Genomic DNA, 21,328 nt, shown 5'->3' with positions numbered 1-21,328 from the left:
TTCATGAAATATCGTCCCGCGCTGGTCCTGTTGCTTGCCCTTGCCGTGACCTGCGCATGCGCGCAGTCCGCGGCCGATCTTGGTGCCGGCACCAACCGCAAGGCGGCCAGCTGGCCGCTCAAGTCCACTCCCGAGGAGGCACAGGCCGCGCAGTTGTCGGCACGCTTCCTGACCCGCTTCCATTACGACGCGCAGCCGCTCGACGACGCGATGTCCGCACGTATCTACACGGCGTACTTCAAGCTGCTCGACAGCGAAAAGGTGTTCTTCACCCAGGGCGACATGGCTAAGTTCGCGCCGCTCAAGACCAAACTCGACGACGCGATCTGGAACCAGGACATGTCCGCGCCGTTCTCGGTGTTCAACCTGTACGTACAACGTGCGGTCGAGCGCATGACCTACGCACGCGGTCTGCTCAAGCAGGGCTTCGACTTTGCCGCGGACGAAAATTACACGTTCGACCGCAAGGATGCCGACTGGCCCAAGGACCAGGCCGAGCTGGATGACCTGTGGCGCAAGCGCACGATGAACGACTGGCTGCGCCTCAAACTGGCCGGCAAGCCGGAGGCGGAGATCCGCAAGACGCTGGACAAGCGTTATGCCAGCTACATCGAACGGGTCAAGCAACTCGATGGCGAGGACGCGTTCCAGAGCTTCATGACCGCCTACGCCGAAACCACCGATCCGCACACCGATTACCTGGGGCCTCGCGCCGCGGAGAATTTCGACATCCAGATGAAGCTGTCGCTGGAAGGCATCGGTGCCCAGCTGCAGGCGCGTGACGATTACACGGTGATCTTCAACCTGGTGCCGGGCGGTCCGGCGATCAAATCGGGCAAGCTCAAGTCCGGTGACCGCATCCTGGCCGTGGGCCAGGGCGACAACGGCCCGTTGACCGACGTGATCGGCTGGCGCCTGGACGACGTGGTCAACCAGATCCGCGGCAAGAAGGACACCACCGTGCGGCTGGAGATCCTGCCCGCCGACGCCGGCCTGGACGGCAAGCACGAGGTCGTCAGCCTGGTGCGCAAGAAGGTCAGCATCGAGGAGAGCGCGGCGAAGAAGAAGATCATCGATATCAAGGACGGCGACGTCACCCGCAAGATTGGCGTGATCGACCTGCCCACGTTCTATTCCGACTTCGGTGCGCGCAGTGCCGGCGACAAGGACTACAAGAGCGCCACCCGCGACGTCGCCAAGCTGCTCGGCGAGCTCAAGACGGCCGGCGTGCAGGGCGTGGTGGTGGATCTGCGCAACAACGGTGGTGGCTCGCTGGCCGAGGCCAATTCGCTGACCGGGCTGTTCATCGACAAGGGTCCGGTAGTGCAGGTGCGCGACTCCAAGGGCGAGGTCGAAGCGCAGGGTGACGACGATCCCGGCATGGCCTGGAGCGGTCCGCTGGCAGTGCTGGTCAATCGTGGCACGGCGTCGGCGTCGGAGATCTTCTCCGCGGCGATCCAGGACTATCACCGCGGCCTCGTCGTCGGTGAACCGACGTTCGGCAAGGGCACCGTGCAGAACCTGGTCGACCTTGACCGCTTCACGCAGGGCGGCGACAGCGAGAAGCCGCAGCTCGGCGAACTGAAGATGACGATCCAGGAGTTCTTCCGCATCAATGGCGGTTCCACCCAGCTGAAGGGTGTCACCCCGGACATCGAGTTTCCGAAGAACGGCGACGAGAAGGACTTCGGTGAATCCACCTACGACAACGCGCTGAAGTGGACGCAGATTCCGTCGGCCGACTACCAGCCGGTGGCGAACCTCAACGCCTATCTGCCGCAGCTCAAGCAGATGCACGATCAGCGCACGGCCAAGTCGCCGGCGTGGAAACTGATGCTCGACGAACTCGCGCAGTACAAGACCATGCGCGACAAGACGTCGATCTCGCTGAACCTCGCCACGCGAGAGACGGAACGCAAGCAGCAGGACGCGATCCAGTCCGACTTCCGCGCCCGGCACAAGGCCATCGATGGCACCGACACCACGCTGGGCGACGAGCAGAGCAGCCTCGACGATGGCCTCAATGCGAACGAGCGCAGCCTGAAGAGCGAGCTGAAGCAGGAGAAGGACGCCAAGAAGGCGAAGGACGTGCAGCTCAACGAGACCGCGCACATCCTGTTCGACGCAGTCGGCATGATCAAGGCCGATCCGAAGGTGGCCAGCGAAGTGCTGCCGTACGGCGGCAAGTCGGGCATCAGCGTGGTGAACACGCAGCCGGAGGCGAGCGGAGTGCTGCAGCAGCATTGAATCGGCAAACGCGATGAGTATCGATCGGGGGCGGTGCATGGCACCGCCCCTTTTTTATCGGCTGTAGCCGAGTCGTTCGATCCATGGCTGCAGCACGGGCAGCACCGGCTCGAACTGTTCGCGGTAATTCTGCCAGCGGTCGACCGCCTTGCGATGGACGCCTTCGGTAACCTGCGCATAGCTGGGCGTGCTGATGAAACGTTTGCCACGCGCATGCTCGGCGAAGCGTGTCATCGCCGAGGTATCCGCTGTTTCGAGGAACCGCCCCAGTCGCGCGACCTGCTCGTCGAACTGGCCGACCACCGATTCGTAGCGCCACTCCAGCACGTTCGGCGCGAACACTGCGACATCGTGATACCACTGTTCGAACGCCCGCGCGTAGCCCTGCGCCAGTCGCGGCAGCGATGAGCACAGCACCATGAAGGCCGGCGAACGGAACGGCTGCATGCTGCAGCTGAGCAGCACGTCGCAGGGGTGGCGCAGGCACAGGATGATGCGCGCGTGCGGAAACAGCCGCATGATCATCGGCAGGCACAGCATGTTGAGCGGATTCTTGTCGACCAGGCACCGGTCACCGAGGTCGGGCACGACCTGACTCGCCAGGCGTTGGTAGACGTCACGCAACTGGTCGGCGTCCTGCTGCGTCAACTTCCCCAGATCCGCCGGATAACGCTGGCCCACCAGCTGCATGCCTTCGATCAGGTCGTGGATATGGGCCCGCTCGTCCATCGATCGGAAATCCGGATGGGCGTCGAGCATCTGTTCCAGCAAGGTGGTGCCGGAGCGCGGAAAGCCGACCACGAAGACCGGACTGTGCCGGCTGCCGGGTGAGGCAAGCGGTTCCCAGTCGGCATGGCCATCGCGTTCGACGGAACCATCGGCCACCTGCAGCGGCCGACTGTCCGTCGCCAGCAATTCCGGCACCACGTGGCGGGCGATCTCCAGTTGCGTGGCATGTGCTTGCTGCAACGCCCGCCACGCTTCGGCGTAGTGACCCTGCCGGTCAAGCGCTGAGCCCAGGCCAAAGGCCGCGCTGGCCCAGCTTTCGTCGTCGCCGGCGCTGGCCAGCGCACGCCGGTAAAGCTCCGTGGCCTCGGCAGCGGCGCCCATGCGCATCGCCATCACCGCGTGCGCGCGCCAGCCATCGGCGCGTGCCTGTTCGGCCTGCGCCGGCAATGCCTCGAGCGCCTCAGGCGGCAAGTGCTGCAGTTCGGCTTGTGCCGCTTCGAGCTGGTTGTTCCGTTCGTAAAGCAGGACGCGTTGCGCGGCGATGCGCAGGCGCATGGCGCCGGCCATCGGTTCGGCGGATGGCTGCGCGCGGGCCAGCGTGTGCAGCGCGATGTCCAGATGGCCCTGGACGGAAAGCATGGTCGACAGCACCAGCGCCTGCTCGGCCGGCTGCGGCGGCCAGTCACCGGCGCCGCTCAACATCGCTTCCTGCTGCGTGTTGTCGCCGCATACGTGACAGGCATACGCCGCCTGGAGCCGGGCCTCGATGAAATGCGGAGCCAACTGCACCGCATCCAGCAAGCTCTGCCTGGCCAGCAGCCATTGCCGCTGCTGCGTGTAGAGCAAGCCGAGGTTGTAGTGCACTTCGGCATCGTCCGGAGCCAGCGACAGCGCCGTCATCCATGCCTGTTCGGCTGCCGCCAGGTCACCTGCCTCGCGGCAGACCACGGCAAGGTTGTTCCAGTGTGCGGAAACATCCGGTCGCAACCGTGCCAGTTGCCGCAACGTCGTCGCGGCCTGCTGCAGCCGGCCAGTCGCCTGCTGGGCCAGCCCGAGCAGCAACAACACGCCTTCGTCCTCACCCGACGACACCATGGCTGTGCCGGCGAGGGCGATGACCCGTTCCGGCTCGCCGGCGTTCCAGGCGTCGGCCATTGCCCTGGCCAGATCCGTCGCAGTGGACATGCCTCCTCCCGGTCGTCTCCCAGAACGCATTATGCAAGAGGGCCGCGAATCTTCGCGGCCCTCCTGGGACTCGCTCCGGACTTCCGGAGCTCGCCAGCTGCTTCAGGACGTCAGAACTTTACCGTCGCGCGCGCCCAGTAGTAGCGGCCGAGCACGTCGTACGTGGCGGTATCCACGTTGTAGTTCGCGCCATTCTGGTAGATCAGTGGCGGCAGCTTGTTGCTGAGGTTGTCCACGCCGATATCGAAGCGGGTGTGGATCGATGGCACCGCATAGCCGAGCTGGATCGAGTGATAGGTCACCGACGCCATCGGGATGTTTACCCCGGCGAAGACGGCGTCGGCATTCAGTGCGGTCAGCTTGTTGATGTAACGCGACTGCCACTGGGCGTTCCAGTTGCCCTTCTCCCAGTTGAGCGTCACCGTGCCGCGCCAGCGCGAGATGTTGCCGAACTGCGGCGTATAGGTACCGGCGTAATTGACGGCTTTCGCGCCCGGCTCGCCGGGGGTGGCATTGATTTTGTAGCTCGACGTGTAGCTGGTGCTCAGGCCGGCGCGGAAGTTGCCCGGGTCGCTGCTGCCCAGGTTGAAATGCGGGACCTTGTAACGCAGCGTGTAGTCGATGCCGGTGGTATTCAGGTTGCCCAGGTTGACCACGGGGGTGTTGATCAGGAACACCTGGCCAGGCGTCCTGCTGTTGGTGCCCTGACGCTGGATGAACGAGCAGTACGGGTTGGCGTTGTCGTTGAAGCAGGCGTTCACCACCGTATCGGCCTGGATCGCCGTCAACGTATCGGACAGGTAGATGTGCCAGAAGTCGACGCTGGTCGAGAGGCCGGGCAACCAGTCCGGGTCGTAGACCAGTCCGAGGTCGATGGACTTGCCCTTCTCGGGTTTCAGCGTCGCACCTACCGTGGCGGCGCCGGAGTAGAACGTGTTGACCTGTGCGGGCGAGTTGCCGCCCCAGTTCACCGGAACGGACTGGCACGCTGCCGCATGTTGCGCCAGCTCGGCCGCCGTGCGCCCGACGCACGGGTCGTTGAGGTTCGGCTGGACCAGGGTGCGGCCGTCGTAGAGCTCATCGAGATTCGGGGAACGGAACACCTGGGAGATCGTGCCACGCAGCAGCAGGTCGGTGCTGGGGCGCCACTCGAGCGCGATCTTGCCGTTGGTGGTGGTGCCGGTGGTGCTGTAGTTGGAACTGCGGATGCCGATGTCGAGGTTCAGCGCATGTACCCATGGCAACTCGGACAGCAGCGGAATCAGCGTTTCGGCGTAAACCTCCTTGACGTTCAGGTCGCCGCGAGCGGGTGAACCGCAAGCTTCCTGCAGGATCCCGCAGGTGGTGGTCACCGGATCGAGCACGGCGAACGAGCTCACCGTGTAGTTCATGGTCTGCTTGCGGTACAAGGCGCCGACGGACAGCTGCATGGGACCGCCGGGCAAATCCCCCAGCTCGCCGCTGGCATCGATCTGAGCCTGTTTGGTCGCTTGGGTAAAGACATAGAGCGGTGACTTCACGCCACCGCGCAACTGCTCGCCGACACTCGGGTCGGCCTGGTTGAAGATGTTCGCGCCATTGTCGACGGAAGCCTGCAACGCCGGAATGTCGACCTCGTTGGTATCACGCTGCTCGCGCTGGGTATGGCTGTAGTTGACCGACGCATCCCAGATCCAGCTGCTGTCCTGGCCGAAGTTGCCGCGCAGTCCCGCATTGATCTGGCCGGTGTCGGTCTTGTAGCTGTGCACGCGCGTGCCGGCACCGGTGAGGCGGGTCTGGAAGCTGTAACCGCTGTTCGGATCGCCCGCGATCGGACTCTGGCTGAAGGTGACGCCAAACGGATTGATCGGATTGTCGGCCGAGATGATCAGGCCGTCGCCGGTGCCGACGGGTGACGGCGCATCCTGTCCGCTGGACACCGTGTGGTTGTAGAACGCATCGACAAAGCCGGTGAGGCTGTCGGTGAAGTCGAAGCTGCCTAGCACGAAGCCGTTGGTACGCTTCTGCGCGGTCTGGATGTAGTTGAGTGCGGCGTAGTTGTAGGTGTCCGAACCGAGCCGGCAGCGGTAGTCGCCCTGCGCCGAGCCGTTACCCTGTGCCAGGGTGACGTCGGCGGTGCCGCTCGTGTTGATATCGCAGCCGTACTGGCCGGCGATCGCGGCGGGCAGCTGGATGCGTCCGGTCGGAATGGAACTGGAGCCGGCTGCCACCACCGAACCGCTGGAGAGATACAGCTGTTGTTTGGAAAAGCTGCGCCTGCGGCCAAGCACTGCGTCGTACTTGTTGTAATCGAGGCCGCCGGCAATGCTGAACCTGTCACCGGTCGCGCCGGCCGTCAGGTTGAAGCCATGCCGCTGGGCGTCGCCATGGCTGGAGATGCCGTCGTTCAGGCTGACCTGGGCGCCCTGGAAGTCCTTGCGCAGGATGAAATTGACGACGCCGCCGATGGCGTCCGAGCCGTACACCGTGGAGGCACCCTCGGCCAGCACGTCGACCCGTTCGATCATCTCCGGGGGAATCAGGTTGAGATCGGGGTTGGCCATGCGCTGGCCGTTGACCAGCACCAGGGTGCGATTGATCCCCAGGCCGCGCAACGAGACGCGTGAGGCACCATCGCCGCCTTCCAGCAGCGGACTGGCGACACCGCCACCGTTGCTGTTGTTCTGCGGGTTGGTGGCATTGCCGGAGATGCTCGGCATCTGCTGCAGTACATCGCCGAGCACCGGTTTGCCGGAGTTGCTGATCGTCGCGCGATCCAGTGTTACCACCGGGCTGGCCGTCTCGACATCCACCCGGCGGATCAGCGAACCGGTCACCACGACCGACTGCAAGGTCTTGGCCTTGTTCTTGGACGGCGGCGTGTTCTGGTCGGACGATGACGAGGTATCGGTTGGTGGTGTCTGGGTCTGTGCCTGGGCTATGCCCGCGGCCGTGAAAATGCCCGCAGTCAGGGCCAGGCGCACCGCCAGTGACAGATGATTCATGCCGTGGTTCATGTGGTCTCCCCAGTGGATTGGTATCCGTTCCCAGCCTTCGACTTTGTCGAGTCCCCCCCCGGGTTCACATTGCGCGACGAGGCGTCCTTCGCCAGCGTTGTGCAACGGCCTGAAGATTACTCCCAGAATTGTTTCCGCGCATAGCGGCCCCAAACCGTCCGGCCATCCATCAGGCCATCCCGATCAGCCGTTTCCCGAAGGCAGTGGCCTCGCCGTTTCGGCGGCACGGTTGAAGTCGCCGATGGCGCCGACCAGATCGGTCACCGCCCTCTGTTCTGCTTCGCTGAGATCGGGATTCCAACTGTCCAGGATCAACACCACGCGGTCGTGCCCACTGCGGTTCCACGCTTCGTGTTCGAAGGTGTCATCGAAGGTGACGCAACGGCCTTCCTGCCACACATGGGTTTCGCCACCCACGCGCAAGGCGCAGTCCGGGGGCACGATCAGCGGAAGATGGGTGACCAGGCGCGTATTGGTGACGCCGCGGTGCGGCAGGATATGCGTGCCGGGGCGTAACACGGAATACAGCGTTTCCGGCGCGTGCTCGCGAATCCGCACCAGCGGCAGCGAGTCCAGCAGCGCGCTGGTGCGCGGACAACGCGCACATGACGCGTCGTGGCGCACGCCATGTCGATGGAAGAAAAACGCGTCCCACGCGGCCTGCTGCGGACCGGACGCACTCAGTAGCTCGGCCGCCACGGCCGAGCTCGAAGGGGCGCCCAGGAATGGCACCAGCTCGTCCTGCGCTTGCGCCAGCACGGCGCGCAGTTCCTCGCCGATCACATCGACCGCTGCCTCCAGTCGCGCATGCGCCGGAAAACGCTCGCGCGGGTAAAAGGCCTGGCTCGGAATGCCCGGGAAATACAGGAATGTCGGTCGCTGCCGCGAGTCGGGCGGTGCCGCCGTCTGCTCACCGAGATAGATGGCCAGACACTGGTCCACACGGGTCAGCTCCGATCGTCCGTAACGCTCTCGCAACGGCTCGATGATCGCGTCGAACAGTTCGCGTCGACCGGCTGCCACGAACCGCGTGGCGTGCTTTACCGCCTCGCGCAGGCCTGGCGCGGTGGTGTCGTCGCTGAGCCAGCGGCCCTGCGCCTGAGCCGTGTCGATCGCGCCGAGGTAGGCCAGCATCGCCTCATGCCGGCTGCCCTGCTGTTCGAGTGCGACGCCCAGGCGCAGTCCGGCCACGAACATGCCGGGTGCGATCTGCAGGGCCTTGCGCAAGTTGCCGATGGCCGCCTGCAGCTCGCCAGCCAGCATCTGTATTTCGCCCAGCCGATGCAGGACGCCCGCGTCCTGCGGTTGCGCGCGGTGTGCCGCCAGCAACAGCTCGATCGCACGCGGAGCATCGCCCCGTTCCCATGAGCGAGTGGCCAGGAACTGCAATGCCTCGGCATCGCCGGGCAACTCTTCCAGCAGACGCAGGAAGGCCAGCTCGGCTGCCGCCAGGTCGCCACGCTGCCACGCGAAGCGCGCCTGCTCGCGGCAGCTCTCGGAGGTGGCATGCGGCGGCTTGTTCATCGGGAAGCTTCGCTATGGAACCTTCCCGATGATCATGGGAACGCCGGACAAGCGCCAGCGGCAGTTTTCGCCGCGACTATTTCTTTGCCGCCTTTGCCGCCTTGGCCGCACGTTGCTGCTTCATCCACTCCCGGTATTCCACCAGGTAAGGTTCGGCGCGCAACACCTTCGAGCGCGGGTCGACGATCAGCAGGCTGCCGGCCGGCACCTTCAGCTGGCCGCTGCCATTGCTCATGGCCAGCTTGTGCACGGTATCGCCTACCTGCACCTCGATCGGCATCGGGAACGGCTTGCCGTGTTCGGTGACCCAATGCAGCTTCAGCGTGTCGCCGTCGTGCTGTTCTTCCAGTGTCGGCAAGGCGGCGTCGTAGAGATACACGTTGAAGAACCAGTTCAAGTCGCGGCCGGTGACCTTGTTGACGATGTCGATGTAGTCGCGTGTGCTTGCATAGCGCGGGCTGAAATTGCCCGGCTTGGGATCCGGACGTCCATACACCAGCCGGCGGGTACTCTCGAAGAAGTCCTTGTCGCCGATCAGCTGCCGCAGCGTGTGCAGCATCAACGAGCCCTTGTAGTAGATGTCGTTGGCCGGGCCGCGACCTTCGTCATACACGTCATGCTCGTCTTTGCTGTGGCCGGAAACGATCGGAAACTCGTTCTTCAGCGACATGCGTTCGGTGTGCAGCATGGTGAAGTAATCCATGTCGCCATGCAGGTACTGGCCATACAGCGGTTGCATGTAGGTGCCGAAGCCTTCGTGCAGCCACATGTCATCCCAGTCGGTGTTGGTTACCTGGTTGCCGAACCATTCGTGCGAAAACTCGTGTTGCAGCAGCCAGTCGAAGCCGAACTCGCTCTTCGGATAGCCGTTGCCATAGGCGTTGATGGTCTGGTGTTCCATGCCCAGGTGCGGCGTTTCCACCACACCCATCTTTTCGTCGCCGAAGGGATAAGGGCCGATCTCCTGCTCGAAGAAATCCAGCATGCGCCGAAACTCGCCGAACAGCGCCTTGGCGCCGGCTTCGTGCACGGGCAGATACCACAGCTCCATGGGGATGCTGTTGCCGTAACGGCTGGCGTAGTTGCCTTTCAGCAGCTTGAACGGGCCGACGTTGATCGAGATCGCGTAGGTGTCCGGATGCTTCGTGCGCCAGTGGTAGGTGTGCTTGTCGCCTTCATCGGTGATTCCGATCAACACGCCGTTGCCGGGGGCGGCGAGCGTCTTCGGCACCGTGATGTAGGTGTCGACCAGGTCGGGTTCGCCCTGCGGCTGGTCGATGCATGGCCAGAACAGGTCGCAACCTTCGCCCTCCACCGCGCTGGCCACCCACGGTTGTCCATCGGCGGTGTGGCTCCATACGAAGCCGCCGTCCCACGGCGCGTGTTTCGCCACGTGCGGCTTGCCGCCGTAACGCACGGTCACGCTGACCTTGCCGCCCGCGTTCAGCGGTGCGGGCAGCTGGATGCGCAGGCGGCCATCCGGATTGCTCCAGGCGCTGGCGGCGAGTGGCTGGCCGTCCAGGGCGATGGCGCTGATCGGCAGGTTGCGATCCAGGTCCAGCAGCAGCGTGTCGGTGGCGGACTTCGCGGTGAAGCTCAACGTGGCGCTGGCGTCGATGCTCTGCTTGGCGGGATCGACGCTGAAATGCAGTTCGGCGTGGTCGAAGTGCACGCGCTTCTGCTCGGCCGGCATCACGCCGCCGGAGGACAGCGTCTGCGTTGTCAGTGCGGGCTGGCTGGTCTTGGCGACCGGTACGCTGGTGCAGGCGGTGAGGCCGAGCGCCACGCTGATGGCGAGCAGGTGCAGGCGGGAATGCATGGGGTGCCTCCGACGGATGGAATCCGTCAGCATGCAGCGTTTTCCGCCGCCGCGACAACGCCAGAAGTCATGCCTCCGCGACGGCCGTACTCAGCCGCCGTAGCGCTGCTGCAGGAACGCGAACATCGCACGCACGCCCATCGCTTCGCCACCGCGCGGCCGGCCGGGTCGATCGGCGTCGTTCCAGGCGTAGGTGTCCAGGTGCAGCCACGGCGTGCTGTCCGGCACGAAGCGCTCCAAGTACAGCGCCGCGGTGATCGCCCCGGCATGACGCGAGGGGCCGGCGTTGGCGAAGTCGGCCAGGTACGAATCGAGCATGCGCCGGTACGGCCGCCACAATGGCAACTGCCACAGCGGATCGTTGACCGTGCGGCCAGCCGCCAGCAAACCGGCGGCCGCGACATCGTCGTTGGCGAACAGGGCCGGCAGGTCCGGTCCCAGCGCCACGCGGGCGGCGCCGGTGAGAGTGGCGAAGTCGAGCATCAGGTCGGGCTGCTGCTCGGCACCGTAGGCCAGTGCGTCGCACAGAACCAAGCGACCCTCGGCGTCGGTGTTGTCGATCTCGACCGCATGGCCGGCGCGGGTGGTGATCACCTCGCCCGGGCGCATCGCATTGCCGCTCACCGAATTCTCCACCGCCGGAATCAGCAGGGTCAGTCGCACCGGCAGCTTCGCCTGCATGATCAGCCCGACCAGCGCGATCGCGTGCGCGGCGCCGCCCATGTCCTTTTTCATCCAACGCATGCCGTCGCTGGATTTCAGGTCCAGCCCGCCAGTGTCGAAGCACACGCCCTTGCCGATCACGACGAGCCTGGGATGCTCGCGCTTGCCCCAGCTCAGTTCGATCAGGCGCGGCTCGCGATGGCTGGCGCGGCCGACGGCGTGGATGGTCGGAAAGTTGGCATCGAGCAGCTCGTCGCCGACCCAGTCGCGCACCTTCGCCTTGTGTGTCTTGCCGAGTTTCCGGATGGCCTCGGCGAGGTGCTCGGGCCCCATGTCCTCGGTCGGCGTGTTGACCAGGTCGCGCACCAGCGTGGTGGCCTCGATCAGCGGCGCCACCTGCTGCAGCTCGGCCGCGGCCACGACGAGTCGGGCCGGCGCGCGTTTCGGCTGACGGTAGCGGTTGAACTGATAGGCACCCAGCGCCCAGCCGAGCACGGCTTGCGCCGGATCGTCCAGCACGCCCTCGGCGGCGAGGTGGTAATTCGTCTCGGGCAGGCTGCACGGCAGCGCGGCCAGTGCCGTCAGTGGATCACGCGGATCGACGCCGACCAGCACGCGCACCAGCTTGCCGGCCGCATCGCTCAGCAAGGCCACGCTGCCCGCGGCGGCCTCGAAGCCGTTGTCGGTCAGCCAGCGCCGCTGCGCTGCCGTGAGCCGGCGCCGGGTCGCGGCGAAGTGCGCGGCGTCGGTGGTCTCGATGGCGATGCTGGGGCGCGTGCCGGGCTGGCGTTCGATCAGGGCTGACATGGAATTCCTTCGTGCTTGCGGTGGCGCGATACAGGTCGGCCGCCTGACGGTAATCGCCAATGATGCGCGCATTGGCCGTGCCTGCCTACGTGGGTGTCTGCGCCTCGAGCCAGTCGGCCAGCGCGGTCATGTCGCGCAAATCCAGGTCGGGTGGTGATCCCAGTACGGTCGGCCATGACTGGCCATCGCGATTGATCCACGCCGTGCGCAGGCCGGCATCGCGGGCACCGACCATGTCCATTTCCGGATCGTCGCCCACGTGCAGGATGTGTCCGGGCGCTACGCCAAGACGGTCGGCGGCGGCCAGGAAAATCCGCGGATCGGGCTTCGCCACGCCGCTGTCGCGGGCGCAGATGTGATGCGCGAAATGCGTGTGGATGCCGATCCGCTGCAGGTCGGCGTTGCCATTGGTCAGGCTGGCCAGCGGCCAGCGTGCGGTGATCCGCTGCAGCGCGGGCAGGCTGTCCGGATACAGCCCCACGCTGTTGCGCGCGGCGAAATAGACTTCCCAGAGTACATCGATCGGCGCGAGGTCGATGTTGCAGGCGGCAAACGCCTGCTGCAGGGTGAGTTGACGCTGGGTGGTGAAATCGTGCGCCAGGTCGAGCCGTTCGGCGGCAACCTGGGCACGCAGTTTGCGCATGGCCGCGATGGGCCATGCACGTGCCACGTCGGGATGATGCTGTTGCAACCACGCATCGACCGCCTGATCGGCCCGCTCCAGCGCCGGCAGCACGGGCCACAGCGTGTCATCCAGGTCCAGCGTCAGCGCGAGTATCTGCACCGCGGGACCGACTCAGCGGTTGCTGACGCGCAGCACCTGGCCGAGCTTGAGCTGGTCACCCTTCAAATGATTCCACTCACGCAGCTTGGCGACTTCGACGGCATGTCGCTTGGCGATCGACGACAGCGTGTCGCCCTTGATCACCTTGTAGGTGGTCGAGGTCTGGCTGGCGTCCGCGGTGACCTTGCCGAAATCCTTGCCGTTGCTTTGGCCGACTGTGGTGGCCGAACCGTTGGCGTGACCCACGCTGCTGACGGTGACGTCGCTGACGCTGCCGGCGACGCGATTCAACCGCGCCGTGTCCGCATCGGCGGCTCGACGGTTTTCCAGTGCGACCTTGGCCGCCTGCGTATCGGCCGAGGTGGGCGCCACGGCGACGCGGGACGCATAGGTCGCCCCCGGTGCCGACACCGGCGTGATCTTGCTGGCGTGGGCGCCGACCTCGGCCAGGATGCGGCTGCGACGCGCGCCATCCATCGATGTCAGCGCGCTGCCGTCCTGATACGGCAGCACCGCATGCATGCGCAACGCGGCCTTGGCCGGTTCGGTCGACAGGAAGTCGACGAAGGCCTGCGCTTCGGCCGCCTTCGGACTGCTCGGGTTGGTCACCAGATAGAGCGGGATGAACAGCGGATAGCTGCCATCGGCGATGTTGGCGACGGTCGCCGGCTTGCCGTTGACCGGAATCGCCTTGACCTTGGAGTTGCCGCTGATGCCGGCGAGCGTGGCCACGCCCAGGCCGTTCGGATTGAGCGCGATGCCTTCTTCCAGCTTGCGCGTGTTGACGTACAGGCGCGGCGCCGCCACCGGCTGGTTGCCGCGGCCGAACAGCAGGGTGCGCAGGCTGTATTCCACGCCGTCGCCGGGGCTGGCCACGGCGTAGACGTCGATCGGCGCATTGTTGCCGCCGACTTCGCTCCAGTTGTGGATCTTGCCGTAGTAGATGTCGTGCACCTGCTTCAGCGTGAGGTTGCTGACCGGGTTGGACGCCTGGGTGATGATCACCAGCCCGTCCCACGCCACCGGGGTGAACGTGAGCTGCGCGTTCTGCGCGCTGTTGTCGGCGGGACGTGCGCTACCGGCCAGGTCCGCGCTGCCGTTGGCGACCGCGTCGATGCCCGAGGCCGTGTTGAACGGCTGCAACTCGATATGCCCGTGGCCGGTCTTCTCCCATGCGTTTGCCACCTCGTTGACGACACCGTTGGCGGTGGCGACGTCGCCGCGCCAGATCAGGGTAGGGCCCTTGGGCACATTGCTCTTGGCGGCGCTCTTGGCGTGATGCTTGGTGGTGTGTGTCTTGGCGAGCGCAGGGGTGACGAGGCAGGCCCCGATCAGGGCGACACAGAGCAGGCGGGTAAGGCGGACGGACATGGTGGTGAGGAGCCCCGGCATGATTGGATGTAGTGATAGGCGCGAGTATGCGGCCTTGCGGGCGCGCATGGCTGAACGAGCGACAGATATTTCATCGGCCTTAACACAAAACATCAAGCACTTTCATGCATTTGCGAGGCCATGGTGCATCGGGTGTGCGCCGGGACACGACCCGAAGGCGATCCCGGCCACGCTTTTGCCCGACCGGGCCGCGTCAGTTGAGCACCACGTAGCGGCTGCCATCGGCATCGGCCACCACCAGCACCAACTGGCGCAACTTCACCCCGGCCAATCCGCGCAGCATGCGCAGGCTGGTGATGCGCTGATTGCCCACGCCGATCACCACGTCATCGGTGGTCAGGCCGGCGCGCGCCGCGCGGCTGCCCGGTTGCACCGCGCTGACCGCCACGCCATAGACACCCTGCTGGCGCTGGCCCTGGTCCAGTTCGCTGAAGCGCACGCCGGCCAGGCGAGGATTGAGCTGGCCGCCATCCACGCTGGCCAGCTTTTCCGCGCTCAGCGTGGCGCTCACCGCACGGCTGTGACCATCGCGCAACACGTCCAGCTGCACCGTGCTGCCCAGCGGCAGCAGGCCCTCGGCATTGCGCAGTTGCTGCACGTTGCGCAACGGCTTGCCGTTGAGCGCGGTCAACACGTCACCGGGTTGCAGGCCCGCGTGCTCGGCGGCCGAACCGTCGCTGATGCCGGTGATCACGACGCCGTTGCTGTCCTTCAGCTTCAGCAACTGGGCAATGCGCGGCGTGATCGCCTGGGTCTGCATGCCGAGGCTGCCGCGCTGCACCTTGCCATGCGCCAGCAGCTGCGCCATGACCTGGCTGGTGAGATCGCTGGGGATCGCAAAGCCGATGCCGACGTTGCCACCGGAGGGCGAAAAGATCATCGTGTTGATGCCGACCAGTTCGCCGCGCAGGTTGACCAGCGCGCCGCCGGAGTTGCCGGGGTTGATCGAAGCGTCGGTCTGGATGAAGTTCTGGTAACCCGCGTCGCCCAAGCCCGATCGTCCCAGTGCCGACACGATGCCGGCCGTCACCGTCTGGCCGAGCCCGAACGGGTCACCCACCGCGACCACGTAATCGCCCACCCGCAAATGGGAGGAATCGGCCAGCGGCAAGGCCTGCAGGTTCTGCGCGGGAATCTGCACCACCGCCACATCGGTGTCCGGGTCGGTGCCGATCAGCTTCGCCTTGAAGTTGCGTCCGTCCTGCAGCGTCACCGTGATGTCGTCGGCGCCGCCGACCACATGGTTGTTGGTCAGCACGTAACCCTTGGCCGCATCCACGATCACCCCGGAGCCCAGGCTCTGCTCCACCCGCTCGCGCGGTGTCGCCGGCAGCCCGAAGAACTGGCGCACCATCGGATCGTCGAAATACGCGTCGCGTACCTGCACCCGGGTCTTGCTGGAGATGTTCACCACCGCCGGGGTCACCCGCGCCAGCATCGGCGCCAGCGAGGGCATTGGCTGGCCATCGACCGCGGCCGGCAAGGTGGCCGCGCGGCCACCGGCTGGCAACGTGCCGATGGCGATCGCGGCGGCGGTCAGCCCGCTGGCCAGCCAGCGCGGAAAGCGGGAATGGCGCTGCAACATGGGGTCCTCCTTAGATGTGATGAAAGCGGCGCAGATTCGACCGGATCGCGCCACTGCGGTTCCATCCGGGCGATCCCGTGCGAAGGGACTTTACAACCAGCGGCGTCAGGGTTAACTTGCCTATCCGATAGCAACCACAACATCTTGTGTTCAAGTGCCAGCGCCGAAACTAGCTCTGGTGTCGACCATCGCACTCTTGAGGGGGAGTCGTTGTTCGTCGGAAGACAGCAGGCGCATGAGCCGGAGGGCAATCCTCGCGGTCCGTGGTCGACGCAACCAGCGTGAACGACATCGCCATATCAAATAAAAAACAACGGGGGCCGCGAGGCCACACCGGGAGGTCAGGAAGCCGATGAGCACAGCGCGTGCACCAGCCACAAATTCAGCCCCAAGCTCAAGCCAAAGTTCAACCATGAATCCAGTCCAGAATTCCAGCGTGAGTCGCGATGCCGCGGTGGAGATCCCGCTGCAACCCGCGTCCTACGACATCTGGGACAAGAAGTACCGCCTGAAGGCGAAGTCCGGCGAGCCGGTTGACGCCACCATCGACGAAACCTACCAGCGCGTGGCGCGCGCGCTGTCCGACGTCGAGATCGGCGACGAGCTGCGCGGCCACTGGTACGAGCGCTTCCTGTGGGCGCTGCGCCGCGGTGCGATCCCCGCCGGCCGCATCACGTCCAACGCCGGCGCGCTGGCGCACAAGCCGGCCACCTCCACGATCAACTGCACCGTGTCCGGCACCATCCGCGATTCGATGGACGACATCCTGGAAAAGGTCCACGAAGCCGGCCTCACGTTGAAGGCCGGCTGCGGCATCGGCTACGAATTTTCCACGTTGCGTCCGCGCGGCGCATACGTGTCCGGCGCCGGTGCGTACACCAGCGGCCCGCTGTCGTTCATGGATATCTACGATAAGATGTGCTTCACCGTGTCCTCCGCCGGCGGTCGCCGCGGCGCACAGATGGGCACGTTCGACATCAGCCATCCGGACGCCAAGGAATTCATCCGCGCCAAGCGCGAAGACGGCCGGCTGCGCCAGTTCAACCTGTCGCTGCTGATCACCGACGGCTTCATGGACGCGGTCGAGCACGACCAGGACTGGCCGCTGGTGTTCCCGGTGCACGTCAAGGAAAAGGACGAGATCGACGTCACAGACGCGTCGAAAGTGGTGTGGCGCGAATGGCCCACCCACGAAAACTACGTCGACCGCGAGGACGGCCTGGTCGCCTGCAAGATCTACGGCACCATCCGGGCGCGGCACCTGTGGGACATGATCATGGTGTCCACCTATGACTATGCCGAACCGGGTTTCATCCTGATCGACAAGGTCAACGAGATGAACAACAACTGGTGGTGCGAGCACATCCGCGCGACCAACCCCTGTGGCGAACAACCCTTGCCGCCGTACGGCTCCTGCCTGCTCGGCTCGATCAATCTCACCACCTTCGTGCGCGATCCGTTCGGCCCCAAGGCGCGTTTCGATTGGGACGAGTACCGCGAGGTGGTGAAGGTGTTCACCCGCATGCTCGACAACGTGGTCGAGATCAACGGCCTGCCGCTGGAGCAGCAGCGCAACGAGATCATGGGAAAGCGCCGCCACGGCATGGGTTTCCTCGGCCTCGGTTCCACCGTCACCATGCTCAAGCACCGCTACGGCAGCGCCGAAGCCGTCGCGTTCACCGAAGAGGTGTCGCGCGAGATGGCCGTGGCCGGCTGGGAAGTCGCGCTGGATCTGGCCAAGGAAAAGGGCGCCGCCCCGATCCTGCTGCGTGACTACACCGTCACCGGCGACATGCTGCGCAAGCGCCCGGAAATGGTCAGCGACGGCTACAAGGTCGGCGACGCCATCCCCGGTCGCGTGCTGCACGCGAAGTACTCGCGCTACATGCAGCGCATCGCCAGCGTGGCGCCGAACCTGGTGGCCGAACTCGCCGAGACCGGCGCGCGCTTCACCCACCACAGCTCCATCGCGCCCACCGGCACGATCTCGCTGTCGCTGGCCAACAACGCCAGCAACGGCATCGAGCCCAGCTTTGCGCACAGCTATTCGCGCAACGTGATCCGCGAAGGCAAGAAGTCCAAGGAAAAGATCGAGGTGCTCAGCTTCGAACTGCTCGCCTACCGCGCGCTGATCAATGCCGACGCCAAGGCGTTCACCGACGAGGCCGCCAACAAGCTGCCCGACTACTTCGTCTCCGCCGACGACATCAGCCCGAAAGAGCACGTCGACATCCAGGCCGCGTCGCAGAAATGGATCGACTCGTCGATCTCCAAGACCGCCAACGTACCCACCGATTACCCCTACGAAGACTTCAAGGACATCTATTTCTACGCCTATAAACAAGGCCTGAAAGGATGCACCACGTTCCGCTTCAATCCGGCTGCTTTCCAGGGCGTGCTGGTCAAGGATTCCGATCTTGAAAGCACCCTCTACCGCTTCGAGCTGGAAGACGGTAGCGTTGTCGAACTGAAAGGCAATGAGCAGGTGGAATACGACGGCGAGATGCACTCCGCCGCCAACCTCTTCGATGCCTTGAAGGAAGGCTATTACGGCAAGTTCTGAGCGCGGTTTGCGTCTTTGAATGAAGGCTCACGGCAAGTTCTGAACCGTCGCACGCCACCGGCGTGCGACAACTCAAGCAGTCCATCGGAGGGGAACACCCGCATGTCCATAGATAACGAAGTTGAAGTGAACAGCAGCACCGCACCCGTCGTCAGCGAAGCACCCGCCGTGGTGCTGCCGGTATTGCCGGACGTGACACCAGCTGCCGCGCCCGTGACCAGGAGGCCGGCAGCGAAGAAAGCCGCACCGAAGAAGGCTGCAGCGAAAAAGGCCGCGCCGAAGAAAGCGGCAGCAGCCAAGAAAGCTGCTCCGAAAAAGGCTGCGCCGAAGAAAGCCGCGGCCAAGAAGGCTGCACCGAAAAAGGCCGCTGCCAAAAAGGCTGCGCCAAAGAAAGCTGCCGCCAAGAAAGCGGTGAAGAAGCCGGTGAAGAAAGCCGCCAAGAAGGTGGCCAAGAAGGCCGCACCGAAGAAAGCCGCCGCACGCAAAACCGTGAAGAAGGCCGCCACCAAGATCGCCCGCAAAGCCACCGCTGCCAAGAAGGCAGTGAAGAAGGCCGTCAAGAAAGTCGCGCGCAAGGTGGCCAAGAAAGCCGCCGTTGCCAGGAAGGTGGTGAAAAAGAGCGCCGCCAAGGTCGTAAAGAAGGTCAGCAGCAAAAAGACGGCCAGCAAGAAGGCCGCACCGAAAAAGGCGGCCGTCAAGAAGTCCGCCAGCAAGAAAGCCGTCGCAAAGACGGCAAAGAGGTCCACTGCCAGCAAGAAAGCGAGCGTCAAGTCGGCACGCCCGGTGAAAAAGGCTGCCGGCAAGAAGGCCGCTGCAAAACGGAAGTAGGCAACACCCATCCGGCCCGGCCGAAAAGCCGGGCCGGGTGATCCATGCACCACGCCGCGTCCACTCCGGCACCAACACATAAAGAAGCGAAGCGAACACCATGGCGATCAAGATCGAAAAGAAGATCACGGGCTACAACGTGGTCAAACCCGAAGACAAGGTTGCCGCCACCCCGGTCACCGCCGCCGCGTCGAAAGAGACGACCACGGCCGAAGTGATCCAGATGCACGAAAGCGTCGAGCGCCCGGAAACCCTGGTCGGCTCCACCTTCAAGATCAAGTCGCCGCTGTTCGAGCACGCGCTGTACGTCACCATCAACGACATCGTGCTCAACGCCGGCACCCCGCACGAACTGCGCCGCCCGTTCGAGATCTTCATCAACTCGAAAAACATGGACCACTTCCAGTGGATCGTGGCGCTCACCCGCATCCTGTCCGCCGTGTTCCGCAAGGGTGGCGACGTCACCTTCATCGTGGAAGAGCTGAAAGCCGTGTTCGATCCGCGCGGCGGCTACTTCAAGGCCGGCGGCGTCTACATGCCCAGCATCGTCGCCGAGATCGGCTCGGTGGTGGAGCAGCACATGAAGAACATCGGCCTGATCCACGATCCGGAGATGGACGCCGCCACCCGCCAGCTGATCGCCGACAAGCGCGCGGCCTACGAGCAGGCCGGCGCAAAAAAAAAGGCTGACGTAACCGCAGCTCCTGTGGGAGCGGCTTCAGCCGCGACAACCCCCGCCGAAACCGAATCCTCCGGCTTCCCGCCCGGCGCCACGCTGTGCCAGAAGTGCAACACGCAGGCGCTGGTGCTGATGGATGGGTGCCAGACATGTTTGAATTGTGGGTATTCGAAGTGCGGGTGAGCGTGACTTGAGTGGCATCAAGCTGAAAAGGGTGACTATGAGGTTGCCCTTTTTGTTTTTAGGGGAAAGGAATGACTGTGACGCCAGGAAACATTGTTGCGGCTGCATTTTTTATGCAGTTCTCAATATTTGCCATGATTGCCATCACGATGGCTATTCTTCCCAGTAGAACCCGGGGCGCAAGTGTTTTGAGGGACGATGAGTTCACTGGAGTTGGCTCACCTAGAGTGTTCTGGATCGTCTTTGCTCTTTTTTTATCGACGTTCTTTTTTTTATTGGTGTCTGATGCCTTCACGTTAATCTGGGGGCCAATGTACGGGATGATGAAAAGCTCGATGATGACATGGTCAACATCGCTATTGATTGTCTTTATCCTAGATTACGTCCTTATAGGCGCTTTATGTTGGCAAACCGGTTCATCTAGGAGCCCATTCGTTAGCCTAATTGTTTCGCTGCCGGCACTTAGTATTTTTCTTCGGGAGCCTGCACCTCGGGTGATTGCTTACACAATAATATCTTGTACCCTAATAGCCTTATTTGTAATGTTTCTATCTAAGGCGTCAGGAAGAGATGCTGATGCGCGGTGGCGATTAGCACAAGTTGTAATGGCCGCTTGCACTTTACTTTTTGCTACTTGGATTGGCCTCATTACACGTCCAATTTAAGAAAAAAAGGGTCAACGTTGAGGGGCGGGTTCATTAAGCCGGTTCATCAAGTCACACAAAAGGTCGACGGGAACGGCTTTTCGGCCGACCTGCGCGATCACAGAACCGTTCAGAGGGATGCAACTTGGCCAAGCCATTCATCATATGGGTAAGCGTGTTCTGCCAGTACTGCTCGCTTTGGCAGCCGCGTACGGCCTGTTGCTGGATGCTGCCCAGCTTGCGCGCTGGTATCACGTGGCCGCACCTATCCCACTGTGACGTGGCTGGCTATCCTCATCCAGGCAGGTTGGGTTGCATTCTTTTTCTCGGTGGCCTACGCGGCGATAAAGCGGCCTGGCTGGGGTCGAGTTATCTGCGCCGTGTTCGGCGTGATAGTGATGGTATGGATAATCTGGGGGACTTTTTACCCCAATCCGCATCCCCGGTTCGAGATTGCGCCCGGTGCGCAGCAGGCGGGTGCGATGACCGGGGAGATAGCGATGGTGATTCTGTCGCTAGCCTATGCCTATGCCATGGTGTTTGGGCGCAAGGTCAAGAAATACTTTTCGTTGGGGAAAGAACGGGGGCGTCGTGGGCGCGGACTGTTCGACATGCAAGAATTTGTGAGTTGCGCAATGCTTAACGTAAGTTCATGCTGTGGACGCGCCTGAAGGCAACCTCAGGTAATAAGGGGAACATC

At 63.9% G+C, this 21,328-nt stretch carries 14 protein-coding genes; 6 read left to right on the top strand and 8 right to left on the bottom strand.

The window, feature by feature from the left end; all coding sequences use genetic code 11:
* Positions 1-3 precede the first annotated feature (3 nt).
* The gene (locus tag ACPPVV_RS16840; RefSeq protein WP_426701021.1) at positions 4-2,247 is read left to right on the top strand and encodes a carboxy terminal-processing peptidase; all 2,244 of its coding nucleotides are present in this window, start codon (positions 4-6) and stop codon (positions 2,245-2,247) included.
* Positions 2,248-2,301: 54 nt separating this feature from the next.
* Here the strand turns inward: ACPPVV_RS16840 and ACPPVV_RS16835 are convergent, their stop codons facing one another.
* The 8 genes from ACPPVV_RS16835 to ACPPVV_RS16800 all read right to left on the bottom strand — a co-directional run bounded on the left by ACPPVV_RS16835 (position 2,302) and on the right by ACPPVV_RS16800 (position 15,731).
* A complete protein-coding gene (locus ACPPVV_RS16835; RefSeq protein ID WP_426701020.1) occupies positions 2,302-4,161 on the bottom strand; it encodes a sulfotransferase in 1,860 nt (619 codons plus the stop codon).
* A 110-nt stretch (positions 4,162-4,271) separates the two neighbouring features.
* The gene (locus ACPPVV_RS16830) at positions 4,272-7,157 is read right to left on the bottom strand and encodes a TonB-dependent receptor domain-containing protein (protein ID WP_426701019.1); all 2,886 of its coding nucleotides are present in this window, start codon (positions 7,155-7,157) and stop codon (positions 4,272-4,274) included.
* 183 nt (positions 7,158-7,340) lie between these two features.
* Positions 7,341-8,681 carry an aspartyl/asparaginyl beta-hydroxylase domain-containing protein gene (locus ACPPVV_RS16825; protein WP_426701018.1) on the bottom strand — a complete coding sequence of 447 codons (1,341 nt, stop codon included), beginning with the start codon at positions 8,679-8,681 and terminating at the stop codon, positions 7,341-7,343.
* A 76-nt stretch (positions 8,682-8,757) separates the two neighbouring features.
* Positions 8,758-10,500 (bottom strand): M1 family metallopeptidase, encoded by a 1,743-nt coding sequence (locus ACPPVV_RS16820; protein ID WP_426701017.1) that lies wholly within the window; start codon positions 10,498-10,500, stop codon positions 8,758-8,760.
* A gap of 90 nt (positions 10,501-10,590) precedes the next feature.
* A complete protein-coding gene (locus ACPPVV_RS16815) occupies positions 10,591-11,970 on the bottom strand; it encodes a leucyl aminopeptidase family protein (protein ID WP_426701016.1) in 1,380 nt (459 codons plus the stop codon).
* A gap of 85 nt (positions 11,971-12,055) precedes the next feature.
* Positions 12,056-12,754 (bottom strand): HAD family hydrolase, encoded by a 699-nt coding sequence (locus tag ACPPVV_RS16810; RefSeq protein WP_426701015.1) that lies wholly within the window; start codon positions 12,752-12,754, stop codon positions 12,056-12,058.
* A gap of 12 nt (positions 12,755-12,766) precedes the next feature.
* The gene (locus tag ACPPVV_RS16805) at positions 12,767-14,125 is read right to left on the bottom strand and encodes a LysM peptidoglycan-binding domain-containing protein (protein ID WP_426701014.1); all 1,359 of its coding nucleotides are present in this window, start codon (positions 14,123-14,125) and stop codon (positions 12,767-12,769) included.
* Positions 14,126-14,339: 214 nt separating this feature from the next.
* Positions 14,340-15,731 (bottom strand): DegQ family serine endoprotease, encoded by a 1,392-nt coding sequence (locus ACPPVV_RS16800; RefSeq protein WP_426701013.1) that lies wholly within the window; start codon positions 15,729-15,731, stop codon positions 14,340-14,342.
* A 412-nt stretch (positions 15,732-16,143) separates the two neighbouring features.
* Between ACPPVV_RS16800 and ACPPVV_RS16795 the strand changes: the two genes are divergently transcribed.
* From ACPPVV_RS16795 to ACPPVV_RS16775, 5 genes are all read left to right on the top strand, one after another.
* Positions 16,144-18,294, top strand: coding sequence for an adenosylcobalamin-dependent ribonucleoside-diphosphate reductase (locus ACPPVV_RS16795; RefSeq protein ID WP_426701012.1), 2,151 nt, complete (start codon positions 16,144-16,146; stop codon positions 18,292-18,294).
* A gap of 168 nt (positions 18,295-18,462) precedes the next feature.
* Entirely contained in the window at positions 18,463-19,122 is a 660-nt protein-coding gene (locus ACPPVV_RS16790) for a hypothetical protein (RefSeq protein ID WP_426701011.1), read from the top strand.
* Between the two features lie 100 nt (positions 19,123-19,222).
* Positions 19,223-19,984 carry an NrdJb gene (locus ACPPVV_RS16785; RefSeq protein WP_426701010.1) on the top strand — a complete coding sequence of 254 codons (762 nt, stop codon included), beginning with the start codon at positions 19,223-19,225 and terminating at the stop codon, positions 19,982-19,984.
* A 71-nt stretch (positions 19,985-20,055) separates the two neighbouring features.
* Positions 20,056-20,649 (top strand): hypothetical protein, encoded by a 594-nt coding sequence (locus tag ACPPVV_RS16780; RefSeq protein ID WP_426701009.1) that lies wholly within the window; start codon positions 20,056-20,058, stop codon positions 20,647-20,649.
* Positions 20,650-21,008: 359 nt separating this feature from the next.
* On the top strand, positions 21,009-21,299 hold the full coding sequence (locus ACPPVV_RS16775; RefSeq protein ID WP_426701008.1) for a hypothetical protein: 291 nt from the start codon (positions 21,009-21,011) through the stop codon (positions 21,297-21,299).
* Positions 21,300-21,328: the final 29 nt, after the last annotated feature.

This window comes from Rhodanobacter sp. Col0626, from assembly GCF_049994385.1.
In the GTDB taxonomy this organism is placed as follows: Bacteria; Pseudomonadota; Gammaproteobacteria; order Xanthomonadales; family Rhodanobacteraceae; genus Rhodanobacter.
Note: the sequence above shows the minus strand (reverse complement) of the source record. Positions and strands in the feature narration are given on the sequence as shown.